General features: G+C 42.2%; 16 protein-coding genes. 6 read left to right on the top strand and 10 right to left on the bottom strand.

Annotated features, from left to right (window positions below):
- Window positions 1-9 precede the first annotated feature (9 nt).
- From EDD68_RS05575 to EDD68_RS05565, 3 genes are read right to left on the bottom strand one after another with little or no spacing between them, the layout of a single operon-like run.
- Window positions 10-1,668, bottom strand: a complete 1,659-nt coding sequence (locus EDD68_RS05575; protein WP_132371261.1) for an ABC transporter substrate-binding protein — start codon at window positions 1,666-1,668, stop codon at window positions 10-12.
- A gap of 46 nt (window positions 1,669-1,714) precedes the next feature.
- Window positions 1,715-2,710, bottom strand: a complete 996-nt coding sequence (locus tag EDD68_RS05570; RefSeq protein WP_132371260.1) for an ABC transporter ATP-binding protein — start codon at window positions 2,708-2,710, stop codon at window positions 1,715-1,717.
- Window positions 2,703-3,740 (bottom strand): ABC transporter ATP-binding protein, encoded by a 1,038-nt coding sequence (locus tag EDD68_RS05565; RefSeq protein ID WP_132371259.1) that lies wholly within the window; start codon window positions 3,738-3,740, stop codon window positions 2,703-2,705. Before EDD68_RS05565 ends, EDD68_RS05570 begins: the two co-directional genes overlap by 8 nt.
- Before the next feature lie 1,086 nt (window positions 3,741-4,826).
- Here EDD68_RS05565 and EDD68_RS05560 point away from each other — a divergent pair.
- Window positions 4,827-5,786, top strand: coding sequence for an MBL fold metallo-hydrolase (locus tag EDD68_RS05560; protein ID WP_132371258.1), 960 nt, complete (start codon window positions 4,827-4,829; stop codon window positions 5,784-5,786).
- A gap of 39 nt (window positions 5,787-5,825) precedes the next feature.
- Here EDD68_RS05560 and EDD68_RS05555 read toward each other — a convergent pair whose 3' ends face one another.
- The 5 genes from EDD68_RS05555 to ehuB form a co-directional block, all read right to left on the bottom strand.
- Window positions 5,826-6,140, bottom strand: coding sequence for a thioredoxin family protein (locus EDD68_RS05555; RefSeq protein ID WP_132371257.1), 315 nt, complete (start codon window positions 6,138-6,140; stop codon window positions 5,826-5,828).
- Between the two features lie 351 nt (window positions 6,141-6,491).
- Window positions 6,492-7,331, bottom strand: coding sequence for an ectoine/hydroxyectoine ABC transporter ATP-binding protein EhuA (gene ehuA, locus EDD68_RS05550; protein ID WP_424399151.1), 840 nt, complete (start codon window positions 7,329-7,331; stop codon window positions 6,492-6,494).
- Window positions 7,332-7,350: 19 nt separating this feature from the next.
- On the bottom strand, window positions 7,351-8,073 hold the full coding sequence (ehuD, locus tag EDD68_RS05545; RefSeq protein WP_424399150.1) for an ectoine/hydroxyectoine ABC transporter permease subunit EhuD: 723 nt from the start codon (window positions 8,071-8,073) through the stop codon (window positions 7,351-7,353).
- A gap of 1 nt (window position 8,074) precedes the next feature.
- Window positions 8,075-8,725: an ectoine/hydroxyectoine ABC transporter permease subunit EhuC gene (gene ehuC / locus EDD68_RS05540; protein WP_132371255.1), complete on the bottom strand. Its 651-nt coding sequence runs from the start codon at window positions 8,723-8,725 to the stop codon at window positions 8,075-8,077.
- Window positions 8,726-8,838: 113 nt separating this feature from the next.
- Window positions 8,839-9,705 carry an ectoine/hydroxyectoine ABC transporter substrate-binding protein EhuB gene (gene ehuB / locus EDD68_RS05535; RefSeq protein ID WP_132371254.1) on the bottom strand — a complete coding sequence of 289 codons (867 nt, stop codon included), beginning with the start codon at window positions 9,703-9,705 and terminating at the stop codon, window positions 8,839-8,841.
- 758 nt (window positions 9,706-10,463) lie between these two features.
- Here ehuB and EDD68_RS05530 point away from each other — a divergent pair.
- The 5 genes from EDD68_RS05530 (at window position 10,464) to EDD68_RS05510 (ending at window position 15,241) form a co-directional block, all read left to right on the top strand.
- On the top strand, window positions 10,464-11,555 hold the full coding sequence (locus tag EDD68_RS05530; protein ID WP_132371253.1) for a GerAB/ArcD/ProY family transporter: 1,092 nt from the start codon (window positions 10,464-10,466) through the stop codon (window positions 11,553-11,555).
- Window positions 11,555-13,060 carry a spore germination protein gene (locus tag EDD68_RS05525; protein ID WP_132371252.1) on the top strand — a complete coding sequence of 502 codons (1,506 nt, stop codon included), beginning with the start codon at window positions 11,555-11,557 and terminating at the stop codon, window positions 13,058-13,060. The genes EDD68_RS05530 and EDD68_RS05525 overlap by 1 nt, the downstream gene beginning before the upstream one ends.
- On the top strand, window positions 13,057-14,211 hold the full coding sequence (locus tag EDD68_RS05520; RefSeq protein ID WP_132371251.1) for a Ger(x)C family spore germination protein: 1,155 nt from the start codon (window positions 13,057-13,059) through the stop codon (window positions 14,209-14,211). The genes EDD68_RS05525 and EDD68_RS05520 overlap by 4 nt, the downstream gene beginning before the upstream one ends.
- Before the next feature lie 381 nt (window positions 14,212-14,592).
- Complete coding sequence (locus tag EDD68_RS05515) at window positions 14,593-14,802, top strand: helix-turn-helix domain-containing protein (protein WP_165902070.1); 210 nt, start codon at window positions 14,593-14,595, stop codon at window positions 14,800-14,802.
- A gap of 145 nt (window positions 14,803-14,947) precedes the next feature.
- Entirely contained in the window at window positions 14,948-15,241 is a 294-nt protein-coding gene (locus tag EDD68_RS05510) for a hypothetical protein (protein ID WP_132371249.1), read from the top strand.
- 112 nt (window positions 15,242-15,353) lie between these two features.
- Here the strand turns inward: EDD68_RS05510 and EDD68_RS05505 are convergent, their stop codons facing one another.
- Window positions 15,354-16,784 (bottom strand): alanine/glycine:cation symporter family protein, encoded by a 1,431-nt coding sequence (locus EDD68_RS05505; RefSeq protein ID WP_132371248.1) that lies wholly within the window; start codon window positions 16,782-16,784, stop codon window positions 15,354-15,356.
- A 321-nt stretch (window positions 16,785-17,105) separates the two neighbouring features.
- Complete coding sequence (locus tag EDD68_RS05500; protein WP_207902542.1) at window positions 17,106-18,278, bottom strand: FtsW/RodA/SpoVE family cell cycle protein; 1,173 nt, start codon at window positions 18,276-18,278, stop codon at window positions 17,106-17,108.
- Between the last annotated feature and the right edge of the window lie 174 nt (window positions 18,279-18,452).

The following is an 18,452-nucleotide window of genomic DNA, read 5'->3' as shown; positions in this document are numbered from 1 at the left end:
AAATATTCATTATTCCAGCTCAATATTATTAAACGGTTCACTTCCAGTCGGGTGCGGCACGTAATTTTTCACGTGTTTGGCTACTCCAAGCGGTGGTGTTGTATGAGCAATTGGAACCCATGGTGCGTCCTCATGGATGATTTCCTGGGCTCTCAGATAGTACTCTGTACGCTTTTCCTGTTCCATTTCCGTCTGCGCGTTCACTAGCAGGTCATGCAATTCATCATTTTTATAGAATGCAATGTTGCCTGCAGAACCTACTTTTGCATTATCTTTGTCCAGAAGTACGTACAGGAAGTTGTCCGGGTCACCATTGTCTCCAGTCCATCCCAGAAACGCCATATCATGTTCGCCATTTTCAGTCTTGGCTAAATGGGTATCCCAGTCATTCATGACAATTTTGACCTCAACGCCAACTTCCGCAAGCATTTGTTTGATGGCTTCTGCCATCAGTTTAGGCTGCGGCATATATGGACGCGGATTAGACATGGTGTAAAGTTCTACAGTGAATCCATCGCCATATCCAGCTTCAGCAAGTAAACGTTTTGCTTCTTCCGGATCGTAGCCGTAATCTTCAATATCGTCATTATAGCCCCAGAGTGAAGGTGGCATTGGATTTTTCGCAGGTTTTCCTATTCCTTCATAAAGGGTTAGTAATTTATCTTTGTCAATGGCCAGATTGATCGCCTGACGAACCCGTTTATCAGACATTGGTCCTTCTTTGGATGTATTCATCGCCATGTAGCTAACGTTCATGGAAGGACGGCGGATGACCTGCAATTCTGAATCGTTTTCGGCTGTGGTCAAATCCTGCGGGTTCATTCCATTCATAATATCGATGGTCCCGGACTGCAGTTCCATGAAACGGGCACTGTTATCTGGAATGACCCGGAAGATGACTTCATCGATCGATGCGACCTGACCAAAGTAGTCTGGATTCTTTTCCAGGACAATGCGATCGTCTCTTGCCCATTCAACAAATTTGAACGGACCGGTTCCTACTGGATTTTTTCCATAATCTTCACCATATTCTTCGATGGCTTCAGGACTGGCGATACCAAATGGTGGCATAGCCAGCGTCTGAAGGAAAGGTGCATTTGGTGCTTCAAGTGTGAACTGAACTTCATATTCACCGGTAGCCTCTACTTTTTCAATAATTCCAGCGGGATCATCTTCACTGGCTCCAAACATGTATCCATAGTAAATAAATTCGTCGGATGTAGCCCATCGTTCGAAGTTGTACACTACATCTTCAGCAGTGAAGTCTGTGCCATCATGGAATTTAACACCCTCACGCAGCTGGAATGTCCATACAGTCCCATCCTCGCTTACATCCCAGTCAACGGCTAATGCTTCAACAACATCCGTGCTGTCTTCGGCATAACGTACAAGTGTGTCATACACTTGATTCGTTACGTAAATGGATTCACCGTCTGTTACCTTTGACGGATCCAGGGAAACAGCATCAGCACCCCTACCAAAAACAAGGGTTTTCTTTTCACCACTGTCATCGGAACCCTCAGAGTTGTCGGAATTGTCTGCCTGAGATGTGTCCGTGTCATCCCCTGAATCATCAGTGGATGCATCATCGGAACCTCCACATCCTGCTATAATGATTAAGACTAAAAGCATGGCACTAAACAGCGACCATAAATATTGTTTCTTCATGAGTCAACCCCCTGTAAAAGTTTTGGTGATATTTATCGTGCAACAGTTAATTTACTCCTGTTTCTACCACCTCCTTCACAAGATGACAGGCCACCTGATGTTCATCAGAGTTGGTCAGCTGGTTTAGCTGTGGCCTTTTTTCCCGGCATATATCCTCTGCCAGAGGACACCGGGTATGAAATTTACACCCTGAAGGAGGAGAGGATGGGCTTGGCAGATCCCCTTCAAGGATAATTCGCTCTTTTTCGAGATGAGGGTCAGCTTCGGGCACGGCTGAAAGAAGTGCCTGAGTATATGGATGTTTAGGGTTGTGATACAGTTCATCTGCCTCACCGATTTCAACAATTTCACCCAGATACATGACAGCTACCCGATCACTGATGTGATGAACAACACTTAAATCATGGGCGATAAATATATATGTAAGATTGTACTCTTTCTGCAAATCTTCCATAAGGTTGACAACTTGAGCCTGAATGGACACATCAAGGGCCGATACAGGCTCATCACAAATGACCAGTTCCGGCTCCAGGGCGAGTGCTCTTGCAATTCCAATACGCTGCCGCTGTCCCCCGCTAAATTCATGTGGATAACGGCGTTTATGGTAAGAACTCAACCCTACTACTTCAAGCAATTCATCTACTTTTTGTCGCCGCTGTTTTGATGGAACATTAAAACTTCGCAGCGGTTCACTGATAATCTGTTCAACAGTCATGCGAGGATTAAGGGAAGCATATGGATCCTGAAAAATCATTTGCATCTGCTTCCGGAGCTTGCGGAGTTTTTCTCCTTTATACCGGGTTATTTCTTCTCCGTTAAAAAAAATGTTTCCTTCGGTAGGTTCCAGTAATCTCAAAATCGTTCGCCCGGTTGTTGATTTGCCGCAGCCGCTTTCCCCAACAAGACCGAGTGTTTCCCCTTTTTTAACAGCAAAAGAGACTCCATCTACCGCTTTAACTGCCCCGACCTGCTTTGGTATAATCGCACCTTTTTTAATCGGAAAGTGTTTTTTTAAGTCTTTTACTTCAAGTAAATTAGTCATTGGATAACACCTCTTCTTTTTCCTCGTACAACAAACATCTGACGAAATGATCCGGTTCACAAGGTTCGTAGGATGGATTTTTGCTGTAGCATGAATCCATCGCATGCTTGCAGCGCGGGGCAAAATGACATCCTGCCTCAAGATTTCTCAAATCAGGGGGAAGACCGGGAATGGCTTCCAGTCGCTTTTGTCCTTCTTTTTTCTTTGTGATCTTTGGAATGGAATTTAACAGCCCCCAGGTATAAGGATGTTTTGGGTGATCAAATAGTGTCGCTGCTTCCGTAAATTCAACGGGCTGTCCGGCATACATCACCATCACCCTGTCGCAGACTTCTGCGACAACTCCGAGATCATGGGTGATCATCATAATGGACATGCCCATCTCTTCCTGAAGGCGATTTAATAAATCCAGGATTTGCGCCTGAATGGTCACATCTAATGCGGTGGTAGGCTCGTCAGCAATAAGCAATTTGGGATCGCAGGATAATGCCATGGCGATCATGACCCGCTGGCGCATTCCGCCGCTGAATTCATGGGGATAATTGTTCAGCCGTGCCCGCGCATCCGGTATGCCAACCAGATCGAGAAGCTCTACGGCACGATCGATTGCTTCTTTCTTTGTCATATCCTGATGAGTGAGAATCGTTTCTACCATTTGTTTTTTGATCGTAAATACTGGATTCAACGATGTCATCGGGTCCTGAAAGATCATCGAAATTTCATTCCCGCGGATTTTTTTTAGTTCTTTTTCTGACATACTGAGTAAGTTTTTGCCTTCGAATTCGATTTCACCACCAACAATTTTTCCCGGTGGGGAAGGGATCAGGCGCATGATAGACATCGCCGTCATGCTTTTGCCAGACCCCGATTCTCCCACAATCCCCAATGTTTCTCCTGGTTTAATGTCAAAGGTCACACCATCAACTGCTTTCACGACTCCAGCTTTCGTGAAAAAATGCGTCTTTAAATTGCGAACCTCAAGCAAACTGGTACCTGTCACCTGTCGGTTTTTTTTATCTTGATTTGCCATTGTGATCCCCCTTTGTGGTGCCCGTCACCTGTCGATTTTTTTCTTGAATATATGTAGTAGATCGATACTGAATCGGTTCATTTAAAAGTGATTTTTTATTTCTATTACAATATATATAAGGAATTTTCTGTTATGTCTGACTTTTCTAATTTATTTTTAATTATACATAACTATGAAACTCGATGTATTTTTTCTCATTTTTCTTAAAAAAAGTGCCAGTCACCCGGCACGTTTTGTCGAAAAAGTATAGATTGAAAACCTTCCTAATCATTATCATAACAATGATCAGGAAGGCTTTCTAAACGTTCATTTCTTCTGCAATTTTTACCTGCAGGCATTCATTCATCACATTTCATAGAACTTAAATCTTCCAGTCATTTCATCAAGGTTTATTCATTTTGAACTAGTTCGCAATCCAATCTGCGTTTTTCAGTTTCATCACCTGAGAAAATGCTGAGAACAAGTTTGAACGATAAAAAAGCTGGAGAATGATGAGGGGAAAAATAAAAACGGAAGCTGCACCATTCATAATGTTGAGGTTCACTTGTAATCGAGGCCCTGACGGGATTTAAATGTATCGATTTGCTTGTTTTATACAAATCAAGAGGGTGGGCAACCTGTCTTAAGAAAACACGTTCTTCAAACACATGACCAGACAGATGATATTTTTTATTGAAGTATTGGCATAGCGGGTGTTGATCCTCCTCATCACATTGGAAAGGGAGGTGAACTTGTCTGAAGGAGCAAGTGATCATGATTGGTCATTAAATAGTATACACCCAGTTTAAATCTGGTCTGTTCATGGACCAGCTCCAGCATATAAGGATAATTTCAGAAGTCCTGATTCGTTAAAAATAAAGCATCCCTTCTGTTGCCTCTGGATACAATATGATAGAACTATTGTGGGCTCGATATTCATTTTTATCTTGCCAACCGCTTTCACCTCCTTTTTTACATGTATGATGTATTCCACAAAAACAGCAAGACCCCTTCGACTCGAGATAGAGTTTTTTCGACAAGTGGCAGCACCTTTACAGATTGGTGAAGGTCTTCTACACTAGTTTTAAAAGGATGGGAGGTATCAGGATGGGAGCAAAATTAAAGCGATTAGATGAAAGAATTACATTAATTGATGGCTTTGATCTCGGGCTTGCCAATCGAACCGGATCATATGTCATCAATGAAGAGGAACTGACTATTGTGGAAACAGGGCCCAGCATGTCTGTCCCACACATTTTGGAAGGTTTAAAAGAACTCAACCTGCACCCCCAGGACGTGAAGTACATCATCGTTACCCATATTCATCTGGACCACGCCGGAGGAGCCGGCCTGCTTTTGAATGATTGCCCAAATGCAAGAGTGGTTGTGCACCCTCGAGGAGCAAAACATTTAGTCGACCCGGCACGATTAATTCAGGGAGCAAAGTTGGTTTATGGAGAGGATTTTGACAGACTGTTTGAACCTGTCGTGCCTATCCCTGAGAATCGGATCATAATCAAGAATGATAAAGAAACACTGACAGTCGGCAAAAACTGTACATTGACATTTTACGATACCCCTGGCCACAGTTACCACCATTTCAGCATTTACGATCCGGTGAGCAATGGAATATTTACAGGAGATACCATTGGTGTTAGTTATGATGAATCTTTAAAAGATGTAGGGATTCAGCTGTATTTGCCGTCCACTTCTCCGAATCAGTTTAACCCTGATGATATGCTTCGGTCCCTTGAACGTATCCAGAGATTACATGTAAGCAAAATTTATTTTGGCCACTTTGCCGAATCCGAACATGTTGACGAAGTGTATAAGCAGATTAAACAATGGTTGCCTCAATTTGTTAAAGTCGGCAAAGAAGCAATGGATACTCAACCGGGTTCAGTTCAGAAGGAAGTGACCAAAAATTTATATCAGCTCATCAAAAACGAGCTACGTAACCATGGGGTTCCTGACGATCACCCGGTATACGAATTCATCAAACTGGATACATCCGTCTGTGCCATGGGGCTGTTCGATTATTTTCAAAAACAGCAAAAAAACAGGTAAGGTGAGCGGTTTATCAACAATTCTTCGATTGACTGGCACCTATTCAGTCAGGATATTGAGCTGCCTGATCAGTTTGTCTAATTGGATAAACCTTGCCTGACGATGAAGTTCTTTCCCTTTTGAGAATAGAATGATAACCGGTACAGTAAAAACCAAATAGGCACCTGAAACGGCGGGGGTTTCGCTGGCATCTGCGTGAATCCCTTTTACTTTCGGATAGTCTTTTAACACTTCTCTCACTTGTGGCAGCACGGAATGACAAACAGAACAATGGGGCTGGGAAACATATAACAGCGTTAGCGGCTGCTCCTCGATCGTCTGGGTAATTTCCTTGAAATCTCTGACAAAGTTCATAGAGTATGATCCTTTCGTGTAGGTTTTACACCCCTTATTGTAAAGCAAAAACATAGATATTATAAACTTTATGCCTTGTACTTCTGAGGATCGTACGGTGATATCTAAAACCTCTATCACGTCTCATTAAAGAAGACTTGCATGCACCACGGCCTGGCATGCTGAGAGCAAAGGATTTTTCCCTTCCCTATCGCCCTCATCATATCCATTACCACTAAAAGGAGCCTTCACTGGCATGTCATACCTCTGGTTATAATGTAAAACCCCCTGCTGGAAAAGATCAACTCCAGCAGGGGGTTCGACATTAAATGACTCTTCCCGACAGGTGATAGGTTCCGTCCACGCCCATGATTATTTGGTTGTGGCGAGTCCTGAGACGGATGAATTTCCAATAAATCTGCTGAGAAACTGACGAATACGCGGACTGTCCGGGTTTTCCAGAATTTTATCCGGTGAACCCTGTTCCAGTATCCGACCTTCATCCAAAAAGACAATACGGTCTGAAATATCCCGGGCAAAATCCATTTCATGGGTAATTAAAATCATGGTCATATCACCTTCACGGGCCAGATCCTTAATAACTTCTAGTACCTCTCCTACCAGCTCAGGGTCCAGGGCACTGGTCACCTCATCAAATAGCATCACTTTCGGCTGCATCACAAGTGCCCGGGCGATGGCCACCCGCTGCTGCTGTCCACCAGACAGCTGGGATGGATACTGGTCCACTTTTTCTGCCAGTCCAACTTTTTCAAGCATCGTTACGGCCCGCTCCTCAGCTTCTTCTCTGGAAAGTCCTTGAACACGAATAGGGGCCTCTGTAACATTGCGCAAAATCGTCATATGCGGGAATAAATTAAATTGCTGGAATACCATACCGATTTTCCCGCGAACGTTCCTCATATGCTTTTCATCAGCAGGGACCAGTTTGCCGCCAACTTCTTTGTGCCAGAGATAATCACCGTCCACCCAGATGGTGCCGGAAGTCGGCTTTTCCAGTGTCATCAGCATCCGGATAATGGTCGTTTTCCCGGAACCGCTTGCTCCAATAATCGAAAGTTTCTCCCCGCGGCCAACTTCCAGGTTTAAATTATTTAACACAACGGTGTCGCCAAATTTTTTCGTAATATCGTTGTAACGGACAATCGGGTCCTTTACTTGATAAGATTTATGCTCCACAACTTTTTTATTCAACCTTCCCATACACCCTTTCTTAAGCATTTTTTTGCCTGAATCTTCTGTTCATGCGTTTTTCCAGTTTACTCACCAGAATGGCAGATGGATAACTTAACAATAAGAACAAAAACCCGACGATTGTAAATGGCTCCAGATAATCGAAATACTTGGCCCCGATAAATTTGGCCATATTAAGCATTTCCATTAAAGTAATTGCGGCCAGTAACGGTGTTTCTTTAAACATCGTAATTAAATAATTACCCAGCATCGGGATAACCGGGGGAATTGCCTGAGGCAGTACAATTCTGAGCCAGGTCTGGCCTTTAGAAAAGTTTAGCGCCTTACTTGCTTCCCATTGAGACTTAGGAACTGCCTCGATACCCGAACGGTATATCTCTGAAACATAGGTGCTGTAATGGATTCCCAGTCCCAGTACTCCCGCTGTAAATGCACTCATTTCAAAGCCGATATACGGGATTTCCGGGAATCCAAAATAAATGAAGAAGAGCTGTACTAGTGGGGGAGTACCCCTAACAAATTCCAAAAAACCCTGAAAGAACCATTTCACTGGCCTGATGGGAGAACGTCTTCCCAGAGTCAAAAACAGGCCGAGTATTAATGCGACAAAATAGGCAACAAAGGTGGCCGAAATCGTCACCCACATGGCATCCAGCAGATCAGGGAATATTTCACAGGTATACTGCCAGCTCCAGACATTGTCTTTATCATTAAAGGTTTGACACATATTATTCCAGTCCATGCTATTTCGCTACCCCCTTAGAGGCTCTGCGCTCAAAGAACCTTGATAGATAAATTAATGGAAGAGCCAGGATGAAATATAATACGAGCAATGCTAAAAATACTTCATCCGCCATTCCCGGATTGCTGTTTCGGATCATCTGTCCCTGATAGGTCAAATCAGACAGGGTGATCAGTGATACAAGTGAAGTACCCTTTAACAACTCAATGGAAATATTCCCAAATCCGGGAAGCATCATGCGGAGAGCCTGGGGCAAAATAATTCTTGACATGCGTTGCCATCGGGTCATATTCAGGGCAATGGCAGCTTCTGTTTGGCCTTTTGGAACTGCTTCAATGGAACCCCGTACAATTTCTGATGCATAGGCTCCATAGTTGAGGCTTAAAGCGATAATTCCAGCCCAGTAGGGTGACATGCTGAAATCATATCCATATGCCCTCAGCAATATTGGGAAAGCAAAAAATAGCCAGAACATTTGAACAAGCAGGGAAGTTCCCCGAAAGAATTCTACATACATCCGAGTAAACACTCGCACAAATTTTAATCGGCTTACTCCTCCGAGTCCTGCAATAAATGCAATGATAAAAGCAAAGACCGCTGATACAATAAATATTTGAACGGTTACTCCTGCCCCTTTTAGCAAGAGAGGCATGATATCTATATAAACGCTAATGGTTTTGCACTCCTTTCCCTATATGACAGTGGTCTATGATCGCGTTTAAAAGGCACTCTTGTTCCAGAGTGCCTTTCCACATTCAAATCCGTTTATCCCTCACATAGCTCTTCTTTCGTCACATCACCAGGCAAGTTATCTTCTGTAAATCCGTATGGCTCAAGAAGCTCCAGAAGTTTTCCGGACTCTTTTAGTTTCTTTAATTCTTTGTTATATGCTTCAACAAATTCTTTATCTTCAGGTCGAAAGGCTGCAGCTCCATAACCGTATACGGTCTTTCCATCGATTACCGGCTGCTGGAAGTCTTCTACAATTTCTATTTTATCGGAATCTGCATCTTCTAATGCTGTCCGAAGGGTAAGGTCTGTCATCGTAATGGCATCAACTCTTCCTGTTTCAAGTGCTGAAATGTTGGAAGGAATATCTGGAACGATAACCATCTGTTCTTCACTAATTCCTGCCGCTTCTAGATAATCAATTTCGATTGCACCATTCATAACCCCAATTGTCGCATCCGGGTTATTCGCTATGTCTTCATAGCTATGTAGATCCAGTGGATTTCCGGGCTGAACGGCAAAACCTTCTCCAATTCGGTATTCAGGTTCAGCAAATTCTACCTTCTCGCATCGGTCAGGTCTAATATACATACCTGCAGTAATGACATCAAAATTTCCCGCATGTAAGCCGTTGATTAAGGAACCAAACTCTGTAACTGTTCCTTCTACGTCTTCAATTCCAAGGTTATTGAAAATTTCTTTGGCAATGTCAACTGCCTCACCTTTAATTTCTCCATCTGCGGTCATATACGCATATGGCCGTTCATTGGCAAAACCAACGGTGATTTTTCCTTCCTCTTTTGCCTGATCCAGGGTTGACGAATCCCCTCCTGATGTACTGGATCCACAACCTGCAATGGCCAGAATAGCTGTTATAGCAAAAAAGGTTAATAGTTTTTTCATGGTTTACCTCCTTTAAATATTCGAACACAAGGTTTTGTTGTTCAATTTCGAATATTCCAAAAATTTAACAGAGTCCTGCGTGTAAAATCAAGTGATTTCTTTGTTTATTCGCCTTTTAAACCCAGGTCTTTGACGTATGCGGACGCAGGCCATTAAATATTCATAGATTCATAGGATTCAAAAAATCCGTCTTCCCTTCTCAACGCCACATATAAAGTTTACCAGCTACCCAAAAATGGATTCAAATACCATTATTTACGATTTGCTGGCATTATGAATGTTTTACGGGGATAAAAGCCAATTAGCCTTTTTAAACCTATTATATGTATAGATAATTCAATTATTCTTCCATATCCACATGTCAGCCATCTGGATATTTTATTTTGATACACACTGAAACGATATAGAAATGATTACAAATGAACCTTAAGATAGACGTACACCCGGATTTTTACTCGAGTAATCATAACAGAGTAGCTTTTTTCCAGGTACATGTCCTTCCATACGGTTTGTTCATTGTGCTCTTTACAATATGCAGGAATGGATAAAATTCCAATCGAAAGGGGAAGAACTGCCTTCTGTAAAAAAAGAGGGGGACCCCCTCTTTTTCTACGACTGCAGAACATTCCTTCCCTGGACAACCCATTTACCATTGTTGAAGGAAAAATTTTAAATTTTAGGATTGAAATGGACTTAAATGAGAAACCATGAGTAATAATTCGTGAATTGCAAATAATGAGACTGGTAGGTGTCCATCTATGCAGGATAAGTTTGAAAAAATTGACGTATTCAATGTAGCCTTATTATTTTTCACATCCATTGGTCTGGTCAATCACGTAACCATTATCCCGGCTCTTTTATCAGCATCCGGACGGGATGCCTGGATTGCCGTAATATTTACCTTCTTCGTCGTCACACTCTGGTCTTTCACGGCTTATTACGTCATAAAAGGAACGAATAGGGAAAATATCTATGTCTGGCTCAAAAAACACTATGGGAAGGCAGTAGCCTACGGATTTGGTTTTGTCACCGTGGTTTATTTATTATCCCTCGTTGCTGTAACACTTAAAGATATGATCGACTGGACCTATATAACATATTTAAACAAAACACCTCCGTTTCTTTTGTATACGCTATTTTTGCTTCTCTGCTGGTTTATCGGTAAAACCAATATACGCACGATTGCCATCGCCAATGCCGTTTTATTGCCTGTCATAATTGTCTTAGGCTTTTTTGTATCGTATTCCAATATGAGGTTGAAAGATTATTCACTTTTAACGCCGATCCTTGAAAATGGGTTTTATCCGGTCATTCAGGGGATGGTGTACTCTGCTGCAGGCCTGGTTGAAATCTTTTTAATCATATTCATTCAACACCGAATAAAGGGAAAAATAAAATTTCGCTTCTTTGTCATAGTCGTATTTTTACTTGCAGGGCTGACGCTGGGTCCTGCTACAGGAGGCATCGCTACATTTGGTGCTGAAGAAATGACTAAACAGCGTTTTCCGGCTTTTCAGCAATGGAGACTGGTCAGTCTGGGACGGTTTGTGGAACATGTTGATTTTTTTTCCATTTACCAGTGGCTCTCCGGGGCTTTTATCCGAATCTCACTGGCTTTATATGTCATTGGTGACCTCTTTGCCATTCCCCAGGGAAAAAAACGGGAACTCATGCTGGGAGTATTCTGCATCCTGGTACTGATTGTCCTCACATTCCCTTTCAGTGATATCGAATTTCTGTACTTTTTATCCTTCTTTTATTTGCCTGCGAGTCTGATCTTAATCGTCAGTTTATCTGTCATCTTCGTGTTATTAACAGTAGTCGCCAGAAGGAAAGGGAGAATGAAGTAATGGCTCGATACAAATCGAAATCAAAAGATAAAAAAAATCACATTCAAGATGAAATAACAAAGGAACAACTGGAAGATGTTTTTGAAAACTGTCAGGATATCAAAGCGCTTGAAATGGATTTTAATCGGCCGGGGCATAAAGCAGTCAATGTTATTTTCTTTTATAACGAAGGCATGAGTGATGTGGAAAAGCTCAACGAAAAAGTCATCCCGAGACTGGAAGAATTATTTAAACAGAGTGCTGATTCACGACTGGATAAACATACCATTATTGATGAACTTCATATTACTTCCTTAAAGATCGAAACCGACCTCGATCGCATTATCCCAAAAGTATTTGACGGGGAACTACTGTTTTTTATACCTGACTTAAAAACAGCTTATACCATTAATTTATCCAAACAGCCCCAGAGAAAGCCCGAGGAACCAAACACCGAAATATCCATAAGAGGGCCAAGGGATGGATTTATTGAAGAGATTGAGGTGAATGTTGCTCTTGTCCGCAAAAGGCTTCGGACCAATTCCTTTCGCTATGAACAGTTTGAAATCGGTGACCGCACTAAAACCAGGGTTGGACTTTTATATATCGATGATATTGCACGAAAGGATATTATTGATCATGTCAGAGAAAAATTATCTACCATTAAAATCGATGCATTAACCAGCTCTAACCAAATGGAAGAATTGTTAACCGAAACTCCATTTCGGCTGCTTCCGATGTTTAAATATACCGGAAGACCTGACTACGTTGCAGATGTATTGATCAAGGGGCATTTCGCCATTATTGTGGATGGCACCCCGTCGGCTATTATTGGTCCGGTTTACTTGATGAAAATCATGAAGTCGCCTGAAGATTCGGATACCATTTATATTTATGCTTCTTTAGGGCGGCTCTTTCGGGTATTTGGAATTACAGCAGCTACCTTTTTGCCCGGTCTTTGGGTCGCGCTCATTACGTATCATCCTGAACAGCTCCCGTTCATCCTTTTATCTGGAATTGCGGAATCAAGGCGGGGTGTGCCCCTTCCTCCCCCCGTCTCAGCCCTGCTGATGGTTCTCGCATTTGAGCTGTTCCGGGAAGCCGGTCTTCGTCTCCCAACCCCGATTGGACAAATCTTAGGCGTAGTTGGCGGTATCATTATTGGGGATGCAGCCATTCGGGCCGGCTTTACGAGCCCATCCATGGTTGTTGTCATTGCCACATCCCTCGTAGCTACCTTTGCCCTTGCCAATCAATCCCTCGAAGGGGTGATTAGTGTACTGCGGCTCGGAGTTTTAATCCTTGCCAGCTTTTTAGGGCTGTTTGGAGTATTGATTTCAGTTTACTTTATTTTAGCGTATGTATCTAATCTCAGGTCCTTTGGCATTCCATATCTTGCCCCGATTTCTCCTTATCGTCTAAAAGACATTACGGATGCCATCTTTCGCCGGCCGCTGAAATCAGATAAAAAACGGCCGGAAATCCTGCACCCAAAAGATCAGGATAAACAGGAGGATAATCAGTGAAACATAACAGCTTAGTTAAAGTCATTGGTTGGATTCTCATACTTATGTTTTTATCCGCCTGCTGGAATGCGAAATCGATTGAACAGCTGTTCTACGCCCATAGCATTGGGGTTGATTACAGGGATGATAAATATTGGATCTATTTGCAGATTGTTAATTTTTCAGGTGCTTCTCCTGGACAAAACGGCGGCGGTGGTGAACAGCCATCTGAAATTGCAGTAGGAGTAGGAAAGGGAGATACATTTGCAGAAGCTGTTCATGATCTGTATCCCGCAACCCAGAGACGGGTTTTCTGGGGGCACCTGTCAAGCATTATTTTCACAGAAAATGCACTCCGTCACCAATTTATGAATACGCTTGACACGTTTAACCGGTTCAATGAATCCCGGCCAACCCTCTGGATCTACGCAACCGATCAGTCACCCGAAGAAGCTTTATCCACCATGCCGGTAGCCGGGCAAAATGCTATTTTTTCTTACCTGGGTGAACCATGGGAAAGTTATGAGCAAAGTGTTTTAATACAGCCGATAAAAATGAACCGTTTGATTGCATCCATCAATGAACCAGGGAAGACCACATTATTGCCAATGATCCGTGTAGCAGGTGACCGATGGATCAATACTGAAGAACAGGTGCCGAATTTGTTGATTGACGATATTGCAGTGATCCAGGACAAACAATTCAAAGGTTCTTTAACCGAAGATGAGATGCTCGGAGTAAGATGGATTCAGGGGGTTAAGGCCAGAACACCAATTATCGTAAAGCAAAAAGACAAGGCTGTTGCCACGTTTATCGCAACATCAGCTGACTCAAAGATTACCCCAAACATGAACGAAGGAATGCCAACCTTTGATATACAGACAAGAGTAAAGGGCTATGTTATTGAATTAAAAAAAGAAGTGACAAAAAATTATCTGGAAAAACAATTAAAGAAAAAAATCAAAGAACAAATTGAACGTACGTTTCAGGCAGGTCTCGAAATCGAATCAGACATCTACAGTTTCTCACATGTTTTATATAAAAAAAATCCAGAACAGTGGGACCAGCTTGAAGAAAAGGGATATTTAAACATAAACAAAGAATCCCTATCCTCTATAAATGTTGAAATCAATATCGATCATGCAGGATCAGAAAAACTTTTACTAGAATAAATTGACAAAGGAGCGTGAACCATGACGCTCCTTTGTCTATGCTTCCATCCATTTCGGTGTTCCATTATTCATCCAACCCGAAAACATCCACCTTTACCGTATGTAAGGCAAAGGCACCATGTTAACTCCAGTTTTGTTGAAGGCCCGAAAAGGCTTTCAGTGCTGATAGAGGAACGGGAAAAATCAGGTCTGGATCATACAATACCTAAACAGGAAGCATTGTAGTGAACGCTAAATGTTTATGAAGTTTATTTTTCAATATTTCATAAATTTTTGATTCCTTCATGAAATTGGAAGCTTATCCCCAGTTATCTTATGTTACTATTACAGTTAGTCAAGGGCCCTTTTACAAACACATCTCAGCGGATAAGGAGCGTTCATATGTACAGCATTTCAGAAGTTGCCAGACTGCTACATATTAAACAAGAACGAGTGAGAAAGTGGTGTGAAGAAGGTCGGTTTGAAGGAGCCGTGCAAATTGGCGGTGAATGGAAAATCCCTGCCTTCTATTTTGATTTTGAAACCGATGATGGGGATGTGCCGAATTCCAGAAATTCGTTTAATGCAAAGAATCAATACTTCTCCCATTAATCTACTCTCCCATCTCTCTTCCACAGGTATTTCGATTATTCGGAATTCCTGGCTTTCTTTTATGAAGTGTGACCCATGATGAATAATCAACAGTGATATGGAGAAAATATCTTTTTGTAAGGCACATTGGATTGGAGTGAGTGAAATGAAAGAACTACTGGAACATGTGAAGGAAGTGCTGGAGCAATCACTAAACCATCCTGATGGCCACAAATTAGATCACTGTATACAAGAGCTGGAAGAAGCAAAGGCAAGGGCCGGCGAAGATCAAGAACAAATGTTCAATGACCTGTTAAGGGCAGTGACCCAGGCACGAAACGCCCAGATCCAGCTAGAAAACGCCAGGGATAATTCCGCCACCAATGCATTTACCGAGGCGCACCGTGCTATAGAACAGGCTATTGAAGCCTACACAGACCCGGACAATGATCCTGTTTAGAGGCCAGAGGTGTTCCTGATGGTGGAGCACCTCTGGACGGTTTACAATGAGAAAGTCGTTTAAAAACTGTCAGCAGTCCTCGTGGTCAACAGCAGGATGGATCAAGTTTTTCTCATTTTCCTTCCTGTTCAGTCCACCACTCTACATTTTTTAACTCTTTAATTCTTGAAGCATAAAATACAGGATCTTTTCCTTGCTTGCGCTGTTCAATATAATCCTGCAAAACAGCGAAGGCAATTTTGCCTAACAGTAAAATGGCAATGAGGTTTACAATGGCCATCATAGCCATAAAAAGATCGGCCATGTCCCAGACAAGCTGAATTTTGGCCATGGACCCAAACATCACCATCCCAAGGACGGCAAAACGGTAAACCTGCAGCCACATGTTACTGTCTTTCATAAACTCAACATTGGTTTCCCCATAATAATAGTTTCCGATTACGGAACTAAAAGCGAACAGAAAAATGGCGATGGCCACAAAAACGGCTGCCCACTCACCAATATGTGCACTTAACGCTGCCTGGGTCAGCTGAATGCCGTCCTGACTGGCCATGGTGTAATCGCTGTACAACAGAATCATAAAAGCGGTTGCACTGCAGATCAGCAGTGTATCTGTAAATACCGCAAGGGTTTGGACCAGTCCCTGTTTGACCGGGTGACTGACACCGGCTGTTGCAGCAGCATTTGGGGCACTTCCCATTCCTGCTTCATTGGAGAATAATCCTCGTTTGAGACCCTGCATCAAAGCTGCACCAATTCCTCCACCAACAGCCTGCTCTAGTCCAAAAGCGTGCTGTACAATTAAAGCAATGAGTGCTGGAATTTCCGTTATATTGATCACCAGTACATAAAAGGCAACGATTAAATATACGACAGCCATCACCGGAACAATGACCTGGGCTACTTTTGCAATCCGTTTAAGACCACCAAAAATAATCAGTGCTGTCATGATAACGAGAATCATGCCCATCAGTGCCCGGTTGGCGCCAAAAGCTTCTTCAAAGGCCATAGAAATCGTATTGGCCTGTACAGCATTAAAAACCAGACCAAAACATAACGTAATTAAAACAGAAAACAGGATACCCATCCATTTTTGTCCAAGTGCTTTTTCCATATAATAAGCTGGACCGCCCCGGAAACCATCACCATCCCTTACTTTATACACCTGTGCAAGGGTGCTCTCGACAAAAGCAGAGCCAGCACCAATTAATGCAATAAACCACATCCAAAATACCGCACCTGGTCCGCCAACGGCAATGGCTAAAGCTACTCCGGCCAGATTTCCTGTCCCCACTCGTGATGCAATGCTAATACTAAACGCCTGGAAAGCAGAAGTACCTTTGCTTCCGCTTTGTTCAATGGCTTCTTCCTTAATTACCCGAAACATTTCTTTAAATAAGCGAAACTGCACAAACTTACTGCGGATTGTAAAGTAAATGCCAGCTCCTATTAAAAGAAATATTAATACATATCCCCAGAGAATATCATTTCCAAAAGATGTAATTGAATCAAGCAGACTATATAATTTTTCTCCGATTGACATGCATATGTTTCTCCTTTCTGTTTTGTTTTCCCTTAAAATATATGACTCGATCATTTTCGAAAACACTAAAAATGAAAAAAGCTGAGATATAACTGAAAAAAGGAATGAAATGAAAGATCCGAACAAAATTCAATGTTCCGGATCTTTTTATCAAACAAGAGAGTATAAAACTTGAATCTGTCTTACTCTCTCACCTTCACATGGAAGGTTCTATTGTCTAGCTACGGGAGCGATTCTCTTCCGATCTTCTTCCCCGTCAAGGTTGATGCCTTATCAATCATCTGATGGAAAAAGTTGACGTTCCCGGATCGATCCTGCTTTTTACTTTGCTGACAGATTTGTTTCAAACATATATTTCTTCGTTCTCATTTTCATATTGATCACAAGTCCGACGGCAATCATGCTTGCAATCAATGAACTTCCCCCATAACTGATAAAAGGCAACACTATACCGGTGATGGGCACGATTCCGACAGACATCCCAACATTTTGAAACACCTGAAATGCCAGCATTCCAATCACCCCTGCACCGACATAACTTCCAAAAGGATCTTGATAGTGAACAGCAATCAGGGTAATACGATATATTAATAAAAAATATACGATTATCACTAAACTGGCCCCCAAAAACCCGTAAATACCAGCGATAACTGCAAAGATAAAATCCGAATAGGCATAGGGTACATTGGGGAAATATTCCAGGGATGATAAACCATACAGATGCCCTGCCCCTATACTTAAAAGGGATTGCCTGAGCTGATACCCTTCTTCTGGATATTCAAACGGTTTTAACCATCCGTAAAAACGATTTGCCTGATAATCCGGCAAAACCCCCAGTACTTGATTAAAGAAAAAATCTGGATAATACATATACAAAAAAAACAGGGCAATTAACGAGAATACAGGTATTGAAATCATGATTAAAAGGGTAGACATTCTCAGATTGGCAACCAGCAAAACAGACAAAAAAATAACGAGATACACCAACAGGTTTCCTAAATCTGGAAACCGTTGCATAAGGAAAATTAACGGTACTAGGTAAATCCCCATTTTTAAAAGAAACTTGATTTCACTCAGTGGACGGGAATCAGTTTCTGTCCTGGCAGCAGTTCTACTTAAAACCAGAATCAATCCGATTTTCATAAACTCTGCCGGCTGAATGGAGAATGGACCAATCCTGTACCATCCCTTTGCCCCATTAATGATAGGAGCAATATCTTCAGGAGCTACCAGTATCCCGGCAAGGAACAGAAGACTGAAAATATAAATATACACAGCAAGCTGCTTAAAAACAGATAGATCGATCATGGTTACCAGCAACAATAAACCACCTGAAAGCGCATACCAGATTAATTGTTTTTTTATATAATGATCAGTCGTTAATTCAAGGTCCTGAACATGAAATAACGAAACAAAACTGATGGTGGCCAGTATTCCCAATAATGACAAAACAATGTAATCAAGTCTGGATAAAAACTCAGAAGTTTTATTCATACTCCAACTGTTCACCCCACTTTCACCCTGATGCCTTAACCATTCCATCATGAATCCATGCGTTCATTCCAGCTACCAATGTTCAGGCAGACGAACCCCCATCTCCATACGCGCATAACCCTTTACAATTCTACCCATATATGGTTAGAAAGTCTATTCCCATTTTAAAAATCC

Source organism: Melghiribacillus thermohalophilus (assembly GCF_004342905.1).
Taxonomy (GTDB): Bacteria; Bacillota; Bacilli; order Bacillales; family Alkalibacillaceae; genus Melghiribacillus; species Melghiribacillus thermohalophilus.
This window is presented reverse-complemented; position numbering and strand designations above follow the sequence as displayed.